This window comes from Paenibacillus xylanivorans, from assembly GCF_001280595.1.
Classification (GTDB): domain Bacteria; phylum Bacillota; class Bacilli; order Paenibacillales; family Paenibacillaceae; genus Paenibacillus; species Paenibacillus xylanivorans.
Genome location: NZ_LITU01000083.1, coordinates 176,374 through 192,180 on the forward strand (window position 1 = coordinate 176,374; position 15,807 = coordinate 192,180).

The window sequence follows — 15,807 nt, forward strand, 5'->3', positions numbered from 1 at the left end:
TTCTTTGGAACGAAATGGTCCGATATGAATGTAGCTTGTCGGCTACTTCAGTCCTGCAACAGAATGTGTAGGAAAACGGTCCTGCATGGCAACGGCCATGCTGCATCTATACCGGTATACCCGCAATGCCAGCCCGCATCATTCATTCGCGAGTACCACATCCGTAATAAGATTCATCTGAATGTCCCGGGTCCCACTCTCCATCAGCAGCTTAAGGGTACGGGCATGAGAGTCCAGTCGGAGCACCTGTCCGGTAAAGCGGATATCATCATGTTCATGGAACAGGGTGATGGTGACTGCATCCCCAAGCAGCATGGAGTTACTAAGCAAACGGGACATTTCTTCCGCTGCCTGGGCATCCAGGGATGGACGGGTACGGGGAGCAAGTTGTTCCTGATGAATGATGTAGGCTTCCCGGTGTTCTGGAAGCATCATGCGCGACGACTCAAAAATCCCGTTTTGCTGTAATTTTTTACTCATTTATAGTGACCTCCAATTTTATGAGAACGGTCCTGTGCCTGTGCGGACGAGCAGAGCGAGGAGGCCCGCATGATCGCGGTATCTCCGAACTTGCGCTTGATGTCATCCGTGGCACGTTCCAGTTCTCTTTTGCGTTCACGGTCATCGAACCAGGACAGCTGTACTTCGGAATCGGGCACGAGTCCGGTCAATGACACGCTGATGCGGCGAATGGGTAATCCGTCCCAATGGCGCAGAAACAGAGCTGCTGCCGCATCGTATACTTCATCGGTGATGTTAGTAGGTTCATTCACCTTCATCTGGCGGGAGAAGCCGGTTGGACGATCGTAATCCTGTCCCCGACATCCCACAGAAACGACATTACCCATGAGTGATTTGTCCCGGGAACGCCTGCTGACCAGCTCTGCCAGTTCAAGCAGCACCACCTTGATGTCTGCCCACGATTCATAGTCCCGAGGCAATGTCATCTGATGTCCAATGCCCTGCTGCTGGTGAGCATAAGTCCCGGGTTTTACCGGAGAATCATCGATCCCGCGGGCAATACGCCACAATACCTCACCGTTTACACCCCAACGCTCTCTCAGCCGGGACAACGGAGTCTGCGCCAGATCACCGATCGTATGAATCCCCATTTTATAAAGATGCTGCCCCATCCGGGAGCCGACCATAAACATGTCTCGAACAGGTTTATCCCACAACGTTTTCTGCATGTCCTTGCGGGGCAGCGTATAGATGCCTCCTGGGACTTTTTTGGCATACAGGTCACAGGCCATCTTGCTGACAACCTTGGTGTCGCTGATGCCGACGCGGATATAGACGCCAGTCTCTTCCATGACCCTGTCCTGAATGCTGCGGGCAATGGTTTCAGGACTGCCGAACAGGTCCAAACTTCCGGTGACATCGAGAAATTGCTCGTCAATACTATACGGTTCAACCAGATCGGTATAGGACTGAAGTATACGGGTAATGTGTAGGGAAACACGAATATATTCGGCCATCCGAGGACGAATGACGACAACATCGGGGCATTTGGCGAGAGCCTCACCCAGCCGTTCTGCTGTAGTAATTCCATAAGACTTGGCGAGTGGACAGGCTGCCAGAATAATGCCCGAACGGCGTGCAGGGTCTCCCGCAACAACAAGCGGACGGTCTCTGTATTCGGGATGTGCAGACTTCTCTACACTGGCATAAAACGACTGGCAATCGGCCAGCATAATGACACGTCCGTCTTTGCGGGGCATAGTACTTCTCTCCTTTTATTCATAATTTGGCTGCTTCTGTACAACGATGAGATTCATTCAGCCAACGTTATTTTACAGTTTACTTACAGTATGGAACAAGTGTTCTTGTTTTATAAGCATATCTGACAATGTCAGATGCGGCAACCGGAATTATTTTGCAAATTGGACACAAATATTGGATGGACCTAATAGAGTCAAAATTTAGGAAATAAGATGTGTTTTTTTACATTTCATGTAAGAGATCCGTGACTTCCGGGTGATGACCGGGTGTTCATTCAGCTTTATGTAAAAGGTTTATAAATGGGCACAGTCCTATAGGGGGGGACTGATGTCCTTTTTTCATTTTCTGCACTTTTCAGAAAACCTTGATAGGACGCGGGTTTTCAAGGATACGTTATCGGACTATAGTATCAATTTTGTAATCTTTATGGTTAATACTGTAAAAATGTCCGCAACTTTAAAATATCCCTAGCGTTTAATAGGGTAAGCGTTCGAGCGGAAACAGATCTCACAATCCGCGTTGCATATAACAATAACGGGTAGAGATGTGCAAGGCTGGAAGAACATCAAACGGACGGTTAAAGTAGCCTATATTCGTGTTTCTGGAGGGTAAGGGCAGAAGGTCTCCTGGATGCTAGTTGATGGCGCTTTTTACGAATTATGGGCAGAATGTTGCAGTTTACGTTTGCTTCCATCAGCCTAGTTACAAATGCAGAGACTTAGAGCTATAGTGAGAACACACCGCTGACATCTCTACCCAAAGCGGACATCCGAAGCGGGATTCTCCGCAGACCTTCATGTCATTCAAGATGCGAACTGAAGCAGGATGCATACTAGAGAGGTGAGCAATTAAGAACCATGAGCAGACGAAGACGGAAGCGCTGGTTGTTGACGATGTTGACCGGAGCGGCTGTAGTGACGGGCGGAATATTTGCCGGCTGGCACTACATGCAACCCCAGCTCGTTACGTACACAGCGGAGAACGGTACGGAGATGAAATTCAGAACCGATGGAGACCGGTTCATGGAATATGGACCCGATGGCACATGGCGGGAGATGTTCGTCAAAGGGGTGAACCTGGGCGCCACATCACCAGGACATTACCCGGGCGAATTTCCGTTGATCAAAGAGGATTACTTGAGGTGGTTCCAGCAGATTGAGGATCTTGGAGCCAATGTGATCCGGGTGTATACGGTGCATGAGCCGATTTTTTACACAGCATTGGTTGATTATAATCGCGGCAGGGAGCAACCGTTATATTTTATACAGGGCATATGGTCGCCGGAAGAAGAACTGATCGAGAAGCAGGATGCCTATGCTGACCATATTGAGCAGACGTTTAAGCAGGAGATTGAAAAGGCGGTATCCGCTGTATATGGAGATGCGGACATTCCCGATAAACCGGGAGAATCCAGCGGCAAATACAAGACAAATGCCGGGAAATACCTGATGGCTTGGCATGTGGGTACCGAGTGGAACCCTTCGATGGTGAACAACACCAATGAGAGTCATCCCGATGTGCCGCAGTACAAGGGCGTTCATTTTTCCGGGACGCAGGATGCATCACCGTTTGAAAATTGGCTGGCGGAGCTGCTGGACTATACCGCCGTATTGGAGAAGAAATACGGATGGGAACATCCGATGACCTTCACCAATTGGGTAACAACTGACGTGTTGGATCATCCGGGCGAGCCGCTATTCGAAGAGGATCTGGTCAGTGTGGATGCGCGCCATATTCAGCCGGAAGAGTGGCAGGGCGGATATTTTGCAGCATACCATGTGTACCCCTATTACCCGGACTTGTTCCATACGGACAAGACACTCCAGACGATTAAGGATGAGAACGGTGAGTACAACACGTACAAAAGTTACCTACGCAAGCTCAAAGCCGAGTTTTCCGATATGCCTGTAATGATTACAGAGTACGGTGTACCGTCTTCGCTTGGGATTTCCCATCTGGGAATGGGAGGTCGGGATCAGGGCGGACATAACGAGGTGGAGCAGGGCGAGATCGACGCATCGCTGACTCAGGATATTTATGATGAAGGGTATGCGGGAGCGATTTTGTTCATGTGGCAGGATGAGTGGTTCAAGAAAACCTGGAACACGATGCCGCTGGAAATTCCGGCTGATCGGCGGGCCTACTGGCTGAATGTGCTGACGAATGAGAAGATGTTCGGTCTGCTCGCCATGGACCCTGGTAAACAGGAACAGCTGAACATAGACGGGAAACTGGACGACTGGAATGCATTGAAGAAGGAAGAGGTCACCGTCTGGCAAGGCAAGGTCGATGGCATCAAGGAAATGAAGATGACCCATGATGAAGCCTACCTGTACATTGGCATGACGCTGGATCAGCCTTTTGACCCGGATCAGACCTTGCTGCGCATCGGAACGAATACGCTGGATGGTGGTAATCAGCCAGGCACGAGGCTTCCGGATCGAACATTCAGTGATGGTCTCGAAACGGTGATCACGCTGGGACAGGATGCTGAATCGCAAGTAGAGATCGCCAAAGACTATGACTTTAACAAGCGACTCTATGGCAAGGACGGTTACGGAATGCTGCCGGAAGAGCAAGAAAATGCGGCAGATCCATTCCATCCATGGAATCTGGCGGTCAGCCTGAGAATGACCCCACCGGATACCCGGTCCGCCCAACCGTTCATGAATGAAAAGGTCGGTACATTGAAGCGGGGAACGACAGTTCCAGATCAGTCTGATACCGATTCATTAACTGCCTGGCAATATAACGGTAATCAGGTCGAGATGCGTATTCCCTGGATGCTGCTTGGATTTGGTGACCCAAGTTCACTGCAAGCAATCAAGTATGGAGCGCTGAAAGGTGGACGGGAATTCGAAACGGTCGCAGTCAAGGGCGTAACCCTGATTCCCTGGCTAATGGATCGTGCAACGGGCAACATCTCTTGGCCTGGTGGTGAACAGAAGACACTGGATGTGAAGACGTTGCCTGTGTACAGTTGGCAGCCATGGGAGCAAGTACAGTACAGTGAGCGACTGAAACTGAGCTACGAGGAAATGCAGAAACGGTATGAACAAATTCCAAGTTTTCAGACCGAATAAATGAGTATAAAGGAGGACCTTTTCACATGTTTCCGAATTTGGCTTTGGCTTATCTATTTCTATACATCTGTACAGCGCTCGTCGTTGTGGGGGTGATCCTGCTGTTTGCCATGAAAATGTCCCACAACGGCAAACGGCGCAAGATTGAATTTTATAAATTAAAGCAGCGTGATTACTTTACGTATCTGCAGACGGCGCTGACAGAGGACAGTCCCCTGCGATTACCACCTGGGAAGCTGGCTCGACTCGAGCGTCGGGTCATCCAGAGCAAGCTTATTGAATGGATTGATCAGTTCAAGGGAGAGTATCGCAACAAATTGATTGTACTCTGCCGTGAAGCCGGATTTGTAGAGCATGATCTGAAGGAACTGAGCCGCATTAGCTACGGACGCCAGATTGATGCGGCTTATCGATTGGGCGGCATGCGTTGTCCAGAGGCCGTTCCAGGTTTGATGGAATTGCTTAAGGATGAGAAGCCTGGCCCGATGGCGATTATGATTGGTCGTTCGATCGCAAGATGTACCACACGTCAGGGTGAACTGAAAGACATGCTCGCGCTGCTGTTAACCAAAGGAAAATCGATTCATCATCTGGCAGCAGATATTTTGCTCGAAACCAGTTTGGATACAAGCCGAATTCTCATTGAATTGCTGGAAGACCGTAATCCTGACTTTGTCAAAGTGGGACTGGTTGCGATGTGGGGACAGGCTGTACCGGAAGTGATGCCTGCACTCGACAGACTCGTTGGCGCAGAACATCAGGATGTACGGGCAGAAGCGGTGAAGCTGTATCTCAGCGCAAGTCCGGCACTTCAGGACGAGACCATCCTGAAGCTCATGCAGGATTCGGAGCCGGAGGTACGTGCCGAAGTAGTTCTGGCGCTCGGTTCGAAACATGCGGCAGGCAGCATTCCACTGCTGCGCAAAGCGCTGCGTGACGAAGACTGGGGTGTACGCTATAACAGTGCGGAGAGCCTGAGCAAGTTGGGCGAACCGGGATTTGAAGCCTTGTGTCAGGCCGCCGTGCAAGGTACAGGTGCTGAAAGAGAGATTGCAATGCAACAGATTGAGAGCACGATGCAGCACTCAGGAACAGACCACAAAGCCGTTGACCAGATGATTGCACATAACAAAAAAAGGCTGCTGTATGATCGGTACTTCGGTCCTGTACGTGGGAACCGGACAACAAGCAAGAAACGTACAGGTGTGGCTGCGGTAGGAGGGGATTACACTGCTTAGAGATCTACTATTAATCTATGGCATGGTCGCAATCTACTATGTCGTTGCTGTAAATACGCTCTATTTTTCCATTCTGGCCTTATCATTCCGTAACATTTGGACGATTTTCAGGCGTTCGCACTATTCCAAATACAATACGTTGTCAGGCTCGGAGCTCGTGCCATCGGTTTCCTTGCTGGTGCCAGCATACAACGAGGAACTGACCATTATTGAAAATGTGAACTGCCTGATGACGCTGAATTATCCAACATATGAAGTCATCGTGGTGAATGATGGCTCCAGCGATACCACCCTAAAGGTGCTGTTGGAAGAATATCGTCTGAAGCCGGTACCGAACACGAAGATCCGGGGCAAGATTTCTTGTCAGAAAATTCGCGGGATCTACCACAATCCGGAATTCCCGGACCTGTATGTCATTGACAAGGAAAACGGCGGAAAGGCCGATTCCCTCAATGCAGGAATCAACCTGTCCCATTATCCGTTGATCTCTTCCATCGATGCCGACTCTTTGCTGGAGAAGGATGCCCTGATTCGTATGGCTCGCATGTATATGGAGAATCCGGAAGAGACGGTTGCTATTGGCGGGGATGTACGGATAGCCAACGGCTGCAAAATCGAGAATGGGGCAGTGCAGGACGTTTCACTGCCTCGCAAGATTTGGCCGATGTTCCAGTCCATCGAGTACCTCAAAGCATTTCTGGGCGGACGGATCGGTTGGAGTCACATGAATGGTCTGATTATTGTCTCGGGTGCCTTCGGTATGTTCCGCAAGGATGCGGTTATCGCCGTTGGGGGATACCGGGACGGTTATCCGGGTGAAGACATGAATATTATCATCAAGCTTCACCGTTATATGCTGGAGAACAAATTGAAATATCGTGTAGCCTTCTGCCCTGAAGCCGTGTGCTGGACACAGGCGCCGGATTCCTACCGGATCTTGTCCAGTCAACGCAAGCGCTGGGGACGTGGAAACCTGAAGAACATGCTCGAGAACCGCGGCATGTTGTTCAACCCTAAATATAAAGTCATGGGCATGCTGACCATGCCATATAACATCCTTTTTGAAGCGCTGAACCCGTATTTCCGAATTACAGGACTTCTCGCTCTCACTGGATATGTGCTTATAGATATGACCCAGTGGCCGATACTTTTGCTGTTTGGATTGCTCAACGTGGTGAGTGGTTATCTGCTGAGTGTGGGAGCACTGGTGCTCGAGGAAATTGCATTCAAGCGGTATAACAAACTGTCCGATCTGGTCAAAATGCTGGTCTATTCCGCTCTGAAATTCGTCGGCTATCATCAGCTCGGCGTGCTGTGGAGATTGCAGGGGCACATTCAGTTCATGCAAAAAAACAATTCATGGGGAACCATGACACGCCAGAGCTGGTCCGAGGAAGAGAAGACAAGCGAGGCTGCTTAAGCACAGCGTAATCCAAGTAATACAGCAGAAACAATATAGATAACCGAGGGAGAAGGGTGGAAAAGAACATGCCAAATACGGCGACATTGCAGCGTGAGGCTGCCGTTAATGTGTACCGCAGTGTAGAACAGGGATTGAAAGAAACGGGTGCCGAAACATGCGGCTTAATGTTCATCCATTGCGCAGGGCATTCTCAGCCGGAGCAGCAGGTCAGGACACATCTGGAGCAGACCGGTGAGTCTGCGTTCCAGGTGTGGATGGATGGAGCCACACAGGCCATTGCTGTCCTGCTGCCAGGGCTGACACTGGATGAGGTTCATTATGAGGGGCTTCGCATCAAGCATGAACTGCAGGAGACGGTACCTGGTGCCGATCCGCAAATCACGCTGGCAAGTTTCCCGGCAGGTGAACGTCCTTCCAAGGCAACCATTCAACATATGGCTGAGTCCGCGAAGCTGGTAGACCCGTCGGAAATTCATATCTACACGCTGGACATCACGGCAGACGAGCCGGAACGAATTTTGATTGTGGACAACGATCCGACGGTACGCGAGTTTCTGCAATTGCGACTGAAGATGCAAGGATACGAAACCTATGAAGCGGTGGATGGGCTGGCTGCATTGGAGCTGATTGAGAAAATCACGCCCGATCTGGTGCTGACCGAATTGAATCTGTATGGCATTGATGGCCTGCCGTTCATTCAACATATCCAGAACCTTGATATGGAGCAGCCGCCCAAAATCGTCGTTTTGACGGAGCAGCGTGTAGAACAGACGATCAGCCAATGCTTTCGCAGCGGGGTCGATGATTATATGACCAAACCGTTCTCACCTGTGGAGCTGGATGCCCGAATCAGGCGTTGCCTGCATTAGACGTAACCACAACCAAAACGAGGAGAAACAGTAGCCTATTAATCTCGATCAGACAAACAAGTATATCTACAGACAAACATCTATCAAATGGATTCGTCAATCAACCAAACAAATACACTGTTGGAGGGAATATCATGGAGAATCAACAATTCCACACATTACTAAATGCGATTGAAAATAAAGAAGCGGTGCTCGGCGTGGTCGGGCTCGGTTACGTAGGATTACCACTTGCGGTGGAAATGGTCAATCAGGGTTTCACGGTAATCGGAATTGATCTGGATGCATCCAAAGTGGAGAGCATCTATCAAGGAGATTCCTATATTCACGACATTTCGTCCGAAGAATTGAAAACAGTTATGCAAAGCGGCCGCTTTCAGCCAACAACGGACTACAGCATGCTGCGCGTGATCGACGCACTGAGCATCTGCGTACCTACACCGCTTAGTGAAAATCAGGACCCGGATACGTCCTATATCGAGACGGTTGTGGATCAGATCAAACTGCACATGAAACCAGGCATGCTGATTACGCTGGAGAGTACTACTTATCCAGGTACAACCGAAGAACTGATTCAGGATGAGCTGGACAAGATCGGACAAGAAGCAGGCAAAGATTACTTCCTGTGCTTCTCGCCTGAACGTGTGGACCCGTCCAACGGACGATTCACTACCTTTAATACACCGAAAGTAATCGGTGGAACAACGGAAGCTTGCCTCAAGTTGGGAACAGCATTGTACAGCAAGTACGTTGAAACGGTTGTACCCGTTTCTTCGCCAAAAGTGGCTGAAATGTCCAAACTGCTGGAAAATACGTTCCGCAGCGTAAACATTGCCTTTGTTAATGAAATGGCGATGATGTGCGACCGTATGGGCATCGATATCTGGGAAGTTATCGATGCGGCTGCGACGAAGCCGTTTGGCTTCATGCCATTCTATCCGGGCCCTGGCATCGGCGGTCACTGCATTCCGCTTGATCCGATGTACCTGTCCTGGAAGGCGAAAGGATTCCGTTTCTACAGCAAATTCATCGAGCTGGCGCAATCCACCAATGACAACATGCCATATTATGTACTGAACAAAACATCAACGATCCTGAATGAGTACGCGAAATCCGTACGTAAATCCAACATTCTGTTGCTCGGTATGTCGTACAAGCCGAATATTGCCGATTTGCGTGAATCTCCAGGATTGGAAGTCTATGAACTGTTCAAGGAAGGTGGAGCTAATGTCAGCTATTATGATCCACATGCTGAATCGTTCCTGGACAAGCATGGAGAGACGGTATATAGCGAAGTGCTCAACCTGGAGCAGTTCAAGAAGTACGATTGCATCGTGCTGATCACCAACCACAGCGATTTGCCTTACTTTGATATTGCCGAGATGGGTGTGCCGATTCTGGATACACGTAATGCGTTCAAAACGTACACACATCCGCACATTTACAAGATTGGTCATTCGGTACAGCACCCTGTGCTTGAGCCAAGTGAAGCGTTGCTCGTCTGAGGAATATAACGAACAAGTGGGGCAAACTGTCGGCGAAGGCAAAATGGGCCATTCTGGCCCTGCTGTTCTGCCTGCTGCTTCTGCCCTGGCTACTCAAATGGTTCTCACATGAGGAACACAAAGCGACCTGGCTGTGGGACGCTTCCATTATTGCAGAGCAGACACCCGAGATTATCTCCTTCTCCAAAGCACAGGGCGTGGATACCATTTTCCTGCAAATTCAGGATGAGGTACCCGATGCGACATACCGCAAATTCATTGTGGCTGCGCGGCAGGCTGAGATCGAAGTGCATGCCCTGAATGGTCATGCAGACTGGGCCTATACGGAGAAGCGGGAAGAGGGACTTGCGTTTATTGAAAAAGTACGAGCCTATAATGCAGCTTCGGCCAAAAATGAACGCTTTGAGGGCATTCAGCTGGATGTGGAGCCTTATCAGCTAAAACGCTGGGAGAACGAGCAGAACAGCGTGATTGCGGAGTGGAGCGACAACATGAAGGCTTGGACCAAAGCCGGATCTGACGCCGGACTATACATGAGCGCCGCGATCCCTTTCTGGCTGGATGCACGCGAGTCGGCAGAAGGCGGAGGTACATTCAGCCGCTGGGTGATTGACCATTTTGATGCAGTGGCCATTATGGCTTATCGGGATAGTGGTCAACAAATGTATGATCTGTCCAAGGAAGAGCTGGACGAAGCCGATGAGCTTGGCAAGAAGGTATGGGTTGGAGCCGAGCTGGCGGACACGCATGAAGGCGATCATCTAACCTTTTTCAGCAAATCCATCACCAATATGGACGAAGAAATGAAGAAAGTGTTTGATCTCGGCGCTTCTCATTCTTCTTTTGCAGGTGTGGCGGTGCATCATTATGAAGCATGGTATGCGAAGGAAAACGGCATTCCACTGGCTCGAAAGAGCGAGGAGAAGAAGTAGCAGGTGCAGGTGGCTAACAGAAAGATCGTTGTGAATTGTAAACGGGAAAAGGCAAGTCTCCGTCAAGGAGGCTTGCCTTTTTGCTTTTGGTAGCTTTCAGCAGCGTGCGGTTGGCGACAAATCAGCTTTTGTTGTTTTCGGCTGTTCGATAACGATTGGGAGGCAGACCGACCTGCTTTTTGAATGCCTTAGAGAAGGAAAACAGGTCAGGGTAACCTACCGAGTGTGCTACTTCAGTTAACGTTAACGGGGTCTGCACAAGCAGGCGTTTGGCTTGGTTCATTTTGAGACGTTGAATATACTGGACAGGAGACAGACCATAGGCTTTGCGGAACTGTTTGGCAAAATGGGTCCGATCCACACCAGCGTGTGCAGATACACCTTCCACGGTAATGCCGCCAGCAAAGTGAATATCCATGTACTCTTTGCCCTTTTGCAGCCATGGTGTGGCAGAGTCTGGTTGAAGCACTCGGGTAGCGGGCGATTTGGCAATTCGATCAAACAATCCGAGAAAACGGGTAAGTCGTCCCAGGTCGCTTGCGCCTCCCTGAGGTTTGCGAACCTCCTCCAAAAAGGCACGCATGCCACTTGCTGTCTCCGGGGTGAGTACACCTGAACGATGCGGCGCGTCCGGAGTAAGCCCGATTCGTGCCAAAAGTTCGGCTGCATGTTTTCCATCAAAGGCTATGAAAATTTTATGAAGAGACTCCTTCGGGTCAGACCAGTACTCATGGGTAACCTGTGGGTACAGGCAGAATGCATCGCGGGCACGCAGGGAATAACGATGTCCGTTCTGTATGAATGTTCCCTCGCCTTCCAGAACAAAAATCAAATAATGAAAAGGCGTCGTTCGCGGGCCAATATGATAGTTGCTCTTGGCTATATTACGGCCAATTCGAATCGGCCAAGCTCCACCGGCTTTCTCGAATTCAGACGGAGTAAAAAAAATAATATCCAAAAACTCGTGGTGGTCCTCCTTCATGCTCTCGATCATCAGGAACACCTCTTTAATATAAGTATAGTTTGTAATCTCGAAAGTTTCTCTTATAACCTATTATACAGGTGGGTTTTGTAAATATTCAAGATGAGGAAGACCTATTCCTGTGAATTCACCACAAAATGACAAAATAAAATGGCCGCGAAATGACATTGATCACAGACAAATCAATTGTTATGATGTCCATACCTATTAAACCAAGTTAATTAATCGGCATTTGGAAGTATTCGTACTTATAAAATGATTAGAAATTAGGCGCACTTTAAAAATAAGGTTTAACGAGTGCGAACGTAGTGGAGGGTACGAAATCGATTCTGAAGAAGCGAAGCTAAAAGCTTTCTGCAAGAAAGCCACTTCGTAAGCATTATCTCACCTTTACCACCGGATTTTTCCCTTTAAAAAGGGATAAAAGAAAATCTGGGGATAACAGTGATCGAAAGAACGATTCGTAACCGGAACGGCTAAGTTGCAGAGCAGTGACCTTATTTTTAACATGAGACTTTATTTATTCATAGAAGGGAATGACTTGCGTGAGCGAACAGGAAGAAATGAAGTTTGGATGGTTTTTGCCTACAGCAGGAGACGGAAAATATGTAGGGGTTGCCCCGGAGCGGGAACCGAGTCTAGATTATATGATCCAAGTGGCGCAGACAGCGGAGACGGCAGGATTTGAATTCGTATTGATTCCGACAGGTGGAGCCTGTCTGGATGCGTGGGTTGTGGGTTCGGCTGTCATGAGTCACACGAAAACACTGCGTCCGCTTGTGGCTATTCGCCCGGGTCTGGTCACCCCTGTATTGGCTGCACGAATGGGAGCGGCACTGGATCAACTGTCTGGTGGTCGTGCCATGATCAATGTGGTGACAGGCAGTTCGGTTCGGGACCTGGAGGAACTAGGAGATCCACTGGCTCATGCCCATGATGAACGTTATGAACGGGCGAGCGAGTACATGGAAGTGATGAAGCGTTCATGGACCCAATCGACCGGGCTCAATCTGACCGAGTTTGCTGGAAGTGGTGCTCAGTCGAATCGGGAAGCATCCGAAGACAATCAGGAGTTTAACGGTAAATATTACAATTTCAAAGCTCCGGTAGGCATGCCTGAAACGGTGCAAAAGCCGTATCCGCCATTCTACCTCGGAGGAAGTTCACCGATTGCGAAACGGGTAGCTGTTGAACACGCAGATACATTCCTCATGTGGGGCGAGCCGCATGACTGGATTCAGGAGCAGATCGAAGAAATTGAAGTCATTCGCGAACAAATCAAAGAGGAAACGGGAAAAGATCGCCAGTTGCGTTACGGCATGCGGGCACAGGTACTCATTCGGGATACCGAAGAAGAAGCTTGGGCGGCGGCTTGGGAGATTATTAGCAAAGTTCCACCTGAAGCGATCGAGAAAGCTAAGGCAATTTTTGCGGAGACGGATGCGACCAACCAACGCAGACAGAATGAGCTGCGGGAACTGTCCGAGAAGCAGCAATTCGTCGTAGGTCCCAACCTGTGGACAGGGTTATCCGTTGTTCGATCCGGCGGAGCGATACTCATTGTCGGTACAGCAGAACAGGTCGCAGAACGATTGATGGAATATGGCGATCTGGGCGTGACCACATTTATATTGTCAGGATATCCGCATCTGGAAGAAGCCGAGATTTTTGGACGGACGGTTATGCCAATCATTCGTGAGAAGTGGAGCTCCAGACAGAAGCAGCATCAAGTTACTACCAATTAAGTGAGTTAACCCTTTTTTACACTTTAACGGAGAGAGCAGAACCGTACATTAATCATCCTTCAGGAGGTCTTCTTTCATGAGAAAAAAACAAAAATATATCCTGCCCCTTGTCAGTATGCTGGTGATGTCCATCCTGCTGTCTGCCTGCGGTGGAGGGGATAATGCGACATCAGGAGGGAACGATTCCTCTGGTTCGGGCAAAGTAACGATCAGCTTCATGCACTGGCGTGGAGAAGATGTGGAAGCACTGAACAAGACGATTGATGCGTTTGAAAAGGAAAACCCGAACATCCATGTGGAAATGCAAACTCTTCCTTCGGACCAATATCAATCCACTGTACAATCCAAAATCAGTGATGGTTCTGTTGGGGATGTATTTGCTTCCTTCCCTGGTGCACAGTTCGAAGCGTTCAACAAAGCCGGATTGTTTACGGATCTGACCGGCTCGTCGTTTCTGTCGGCTTACAATCCAAAACTAATTGAAGCAGGCCAGCACGATGGCAAACAATATGCAATTCCTTATCAGCTTGTATACAACGATCCGATCTATAATGTGAAACTGTTTGAAAAATACGGACTGACCCCGCCAACGGATTGGGATGGCTTCCTTGCGCTTTGTCAGACGCTGAAAGACAACGGCATTATTCCGATTGCATTTGCTGGAGCGGACATTGGTCCGGGCCAATTCATGAATACGATGGCGATGAACAATGCACCGAGTGACGACATTTTTACCAAAGTGGAAGCCGGAGAAGCGAAACTGACGGATGAGTTTTGGGTGAAAACATTAACTCAGTTTAAAGAACTGAACGACAAAGGTTACTTCCAGCAGGATGCACTTGGAACGAAAGACCCGGCAGCGGGAGCGCTCTTCATCCAGGAGAAAGCAGCCATGCTGGCGAGCGGATCTTATCAGTTAGCTCAGAACAAGCTGCAAAATCCGAATCTGGAGCAACAGCTGCTTGCACCCATTACCGTAAGTGCAGATCAGGCGAAGTATGAAGGCGTTCATACTACGACATTTATGCTCGCGGTGAACAGCAAGTCCAAACATCCGGAAGAAGCGAAGAAGTTCATCGAATTCCTGAGCAATCCAGAAGTGGCTGGCGAATATGCGAACCAGACGGGACAGAATGTAACGGTGAATGATGTGAAGTACGATACACCTGAACTTCAGGTTGCCGGAGATTGGGCGAGCAAGAAGACCGTGTTCCAGCCACGGTTCACCATCCTGAACGGAGATAATCAGAAAGCAGTAACGAACTCCATTCAGGCTGTACTGAGCGGCACTTCTCCTGAAGAAGCAGCGCAGCAGGCACAGGCGATCATTGATCAGCATATCGGGAAATAAACAATGAAGAACCGTATTCAGCTATCCCTGTTTCTGTTACCCGGGTTGCTGCTGTACGTTGCACTGTTCGTATTTCCTACATTGACGGGGCTGTTCTACTCCTTTACGGATTGGGATGGGGTATCCCCGTCGTATGCATTTGTAGGGCTGGATAATTACAAGGACAGTCTCAGCAGCATCGTATTTCGCAAAGCCTTTGGCAACAACGTGGAGTTCATGTTAACGGTTGTCATTGCGCAAACCTTTATTTCACTTGTTCTGGCGCTGCTCCTGGTACGTAACACAAAGATACGCATCGCGCTCCGGGCGCTCTATTTTCTGCCTGCGATTCTGTCCTCCGTATCGGTGGGTCTGATCTGGGCATTTATGTATGATCCTTCGATCGGGCTGATTAACTATGGATTGAACGAGGCAGGTATGGGAAGCATTGCCCACAACTGGATTGGTGATCCGAAGATCGCCATCTACTCGATTGCTGCGGTACAGGTCTGGGCACATGCGGGGCAGATGATGATTGTGTTTATCGCAGGTCTGCAAGGCATTCCAGCGGAGCTGTATGAAGCAGCACGTATGGATGGCGGCAGCAAATGGCAGGTATTCCGTACCGTGACCTGGCCGCTGCTGGCACCTTCGGCAACAATTGTTGTGGCCTATACGACCATTCAGTCGTTCAAGGCATTTGACCTCATTTTCACGATGACGGACGGAGGCCCGAACTACGCGACTGAAATTTTGACGACATATATCTATCATACCGCCTTTGGCAGCTACTCATTTGGCCTCGCTTCAGCGGGTTCGATGATCTTCCTGGTTCTGCTGGCGCTGCTGACACTATTACAGTTCAAAGCGCTGCGTGCCGACCGGGTAAGCTATTAACGATTGGACGGATTGATATGTTCGCGAATTGTTAATTTTATTTTGCCCGGCAACGTCCAAGCAACCAAAGGAAGAAGGGAGGAA

12 protein-coding genes are annotated in these 15,807 nt (G+C 49.4%); 9 read left to right on the plus strand and 3 right to left on the minus strand.

All coding sequences use genetic code 11. The features are described from left to right. Nucleotides 1-138 precede the first annotated feature (138 nt). Together AMS66_RS30390 and AMS66_RS30395 are read right to left on the minus strand one after the other, a co-directional pair. Nucleotides 139-480: a YolD-like family protein gene (locus AMS66_RS30390; protein WP_053784321.1), complete on the minus strand. Its 342-nt coding sequence runs from the start codon at nucleotides 478-480 to the stop codon at nucleotides 139-141. Then, nucleotides 477-1,721 (minus strand): DNA polymerase IV, encoded by a 1,245-nt coding sequence (locus tag AMS66_RS30395; RefSeq protein ID WP_053784322.1) that lies wholly within the window; start codon nucleotides 1,719-1,721, stop codon nucleotides 477-479. Before AMS66_RS30395 ends, AMS66_RS30390 begins: the two co-directional genes overlap by 4 nt. 858 nt (nucleotides 1,722-2,579) lie before the next feature. Here AMS66_RS30395 and AMS66_RS30400 point away from each other — a divergent pair. From AMS66_RS30400 to AMS66_RS30425, 6 genes are all read left to right on the plus strand, one after another. Further along, nucleotides 2,580-4,805: a hypothetical protein gene (locus tag AMS66_RS30400; protein ID WP_053784323.1), complete on the plus strand. Its 2,226-nt coding sequence runs from the start codon at nucleotides 2,580-2,582 to the stop codon at nucleotides 4,803-4,805. Between the two features lie 26 nt (nucleotides 4,806-4,831). Further along, complete coding sequence (locus AMS66_RS30405) at nucleotides 4,832-6,043, plus strand: HEAT repeat domain-containing protein (protein ID WP_053784324.1); 1,212 nt, start codon at nucleotides 4,832-4,834, stop codon at nucleotides 6,041-6,043. Between the two features lie 22 nt (nucleotides 6,044-6,065). Next, the gene (locus AMS66_RS30410) at nucleotides 6,066-7,463 is read left to right on the plus strand and encodes a glycosyltransferase family 2 protein (protein WP_181014183.1); all 1,398 of its coding nucleotides are present in this window, start codon (nucleotides 6,066-6,068) and stop codon (nucleotides 7,461-7,463) included. Between the two features lie 68 nt (nucleotides 7,464-7,531). Continuing rightward, nucleotides 7,532-8,335, plus strand: a complete 804-nt coding sequence (locus AMS66_RS30415) for a response regulator (RefSeq protein ID WP_053784325.1) — start codon at nucleotides 7,532-7,534, stop codon at nucleotides 8,333-8,335. A gap of 134 nt (nucleotides 8,336-8,469) precedes the next feature. Then, nucleotides 8,470-9,837, plus strand: a complete 1,368-nt coding sequence (locus AMS66_RS30420; RefSeq protein WP_053784326.1) for a nucleotide sugar dehydrogenase — start codon at nucleotides 8,470-8,472, stop codon at nucleotides 9,835-9,837. A 197-nt stretch (nucleotides 9,838-10,034) separates the two neighbouring features. Further along, complete coding sequence (locus AMS66_RS30425; protein ID WP_236703693.1) at nucleotides 10,035-10,769, plus strand: hypothetical protein; 735 nt, start codon at nucleotides 10,035-10,037, stop codon at nucleotides 10,767-10,769. Between the two features lie 121 nt (nucleotides 10,770-10,890). On the opposite strand, the gene AMS66_RS30430 is transcribed toward AMS66_RS30425, so the two are convergent. Beyond that, nucleotides 10,891-11,763: a helix-turn-helix transcriptional regulator gene (locus tag AMS66_RS30430; RefSeq protein WP_053784328.1), complete on the minus strand. Its 873-nt coding sequence runs from the start codon at nucleotides 11,761-11,763 to the stop codon at nucleotides 10,891-10,893. A gap of 524 nt (nucleotides 11,764-12,287) precedes the next feature. Here AMS66_RS30430 and AMS66_RS30435 point away from each other — a divergent pair. The 3 genes from AMS66_RS30435 to AMS66_RS30445 all read left to right on the plus strand — a co-directional run bounded on the left by AMS66_RS30435 (nucleotide 12,288) and on the right by AMS66_RS30445 (nucleotide 15,723). Further along, entirely contained in the window at nucleotides 12,288-13,496 is a 1,209-nt protein-coding gene (locus AMS66_RS30435; RefSeq protein WP_053784329.1) for an LLM class flavin-dependent oxidoreductase, read from the plus strand. A gap of 76 nt (nucleotides 13,497-13,572) precedes the next feature. Next, on the plus strand, nucleotides 13,573-14,847 hold the full coding sequence (locus AMS66_RS30440) for an ABC transporter substrate-binding protein (protein WP_053784330.1): 1,275 nt from the start codon (nucleotides 13,573-13,575) through the stop codon (nucleotides 14,845-14,847). A 3-nt stretch (nucleotides 14,848-14,850) separates the two neighbouring features. Next, entirely contained in the window at nucleotides 14,851-15,723 is an 873-nt protein-coding gene (locus AMS66_RS30445; protein WP_181014184.1) for a carbohydrate ABC transporter permease, read from the plus strand. The last annotated feature ends 84 nt before the right edge of the window (nucleotides 15,724-15,807 follow it).

Excerpts from the sequence above, each read along its gene's own strand:
- AMS66_RS30430 (WP_053784328.1), bottom strand. The coding sequence starts at position 11,763 with ATGATCGAGAGCATGAAGGAGGACCACCACGAGTTTTTGGATATTATT.
- AMS66_RS30395 (WP_053784322.1), bottom strand. The coding sequence starts at position 1,721 with ATGCCCCGCAAAGACGGACGTGTCATTATGCTGGCCGATTGCCAGTCG.
- AMS66_RS30405 (WP_053784324.1), top strand. The coding sequence starts at position 4,832 with ATGTTTCCGAATTTGGCTTTGGCTTATCTATTTCTATACATCTGTACA.
- AMS66_RS30400 (WP_053784323.1), top strand. The coding sequence starts at position 2,580 with ATGAGCAGACGAAGACGGAAGCGCTGGTTGTTGACGATGTTGACCGGA.
- AMS66_RS30390 (WP_053784321.1), bottom strand. The coding sequence starts at position 480 with ATGAGTAAAAAATTACAGCAAAACGGGATTTTTGAGTCGTCGCGCATG.
- AMS66_RS30440 (WP_053784330.1), top strand. The coding sequence starts at position 13,573 with ATGAGAAAAAAACAAAAATATATCCTGCCCCTTGTCAGTATGCTGGTG.
- AMS66_RS30435 (WP_053784329.1), top strand. The coding sequence starts at position 12,288 with ATGACTTGCGTGAGCGAACAGGAAGAAATGAAGTTTGGATGGTTTTTG.
- AMS66_RS30410 (WP_181014183.1), top strand. The coding sequence starts at position 6,066 with ATGGTCGCAATCTACTATGTCGTTGCTGTAAATACGCTCTATTTTTCC.
- AMS66_RS30415 (WP_053784325.1), top strand. The coding sequence starts at position 7,532 with ATGCCAAATACGGCGACATTGCAGCGTGAGGCTGCCGTTAATGTGTAC.
- AMS66_RS30420 (WP_053784326.1), top strand. The coding sequence starts at position 8,470 with ATGGAGAATCAACAATTCCACACATTACTAAATGCGATTGAAAATAAA.
- AMS66_RS30445 (WP_181014184.1), top strand. The coding sequence starts at position 14,851 with ATGAAGAACCGTATTCAGCTATCCCTGTTTCTGTTACCCGGGTTGCTG.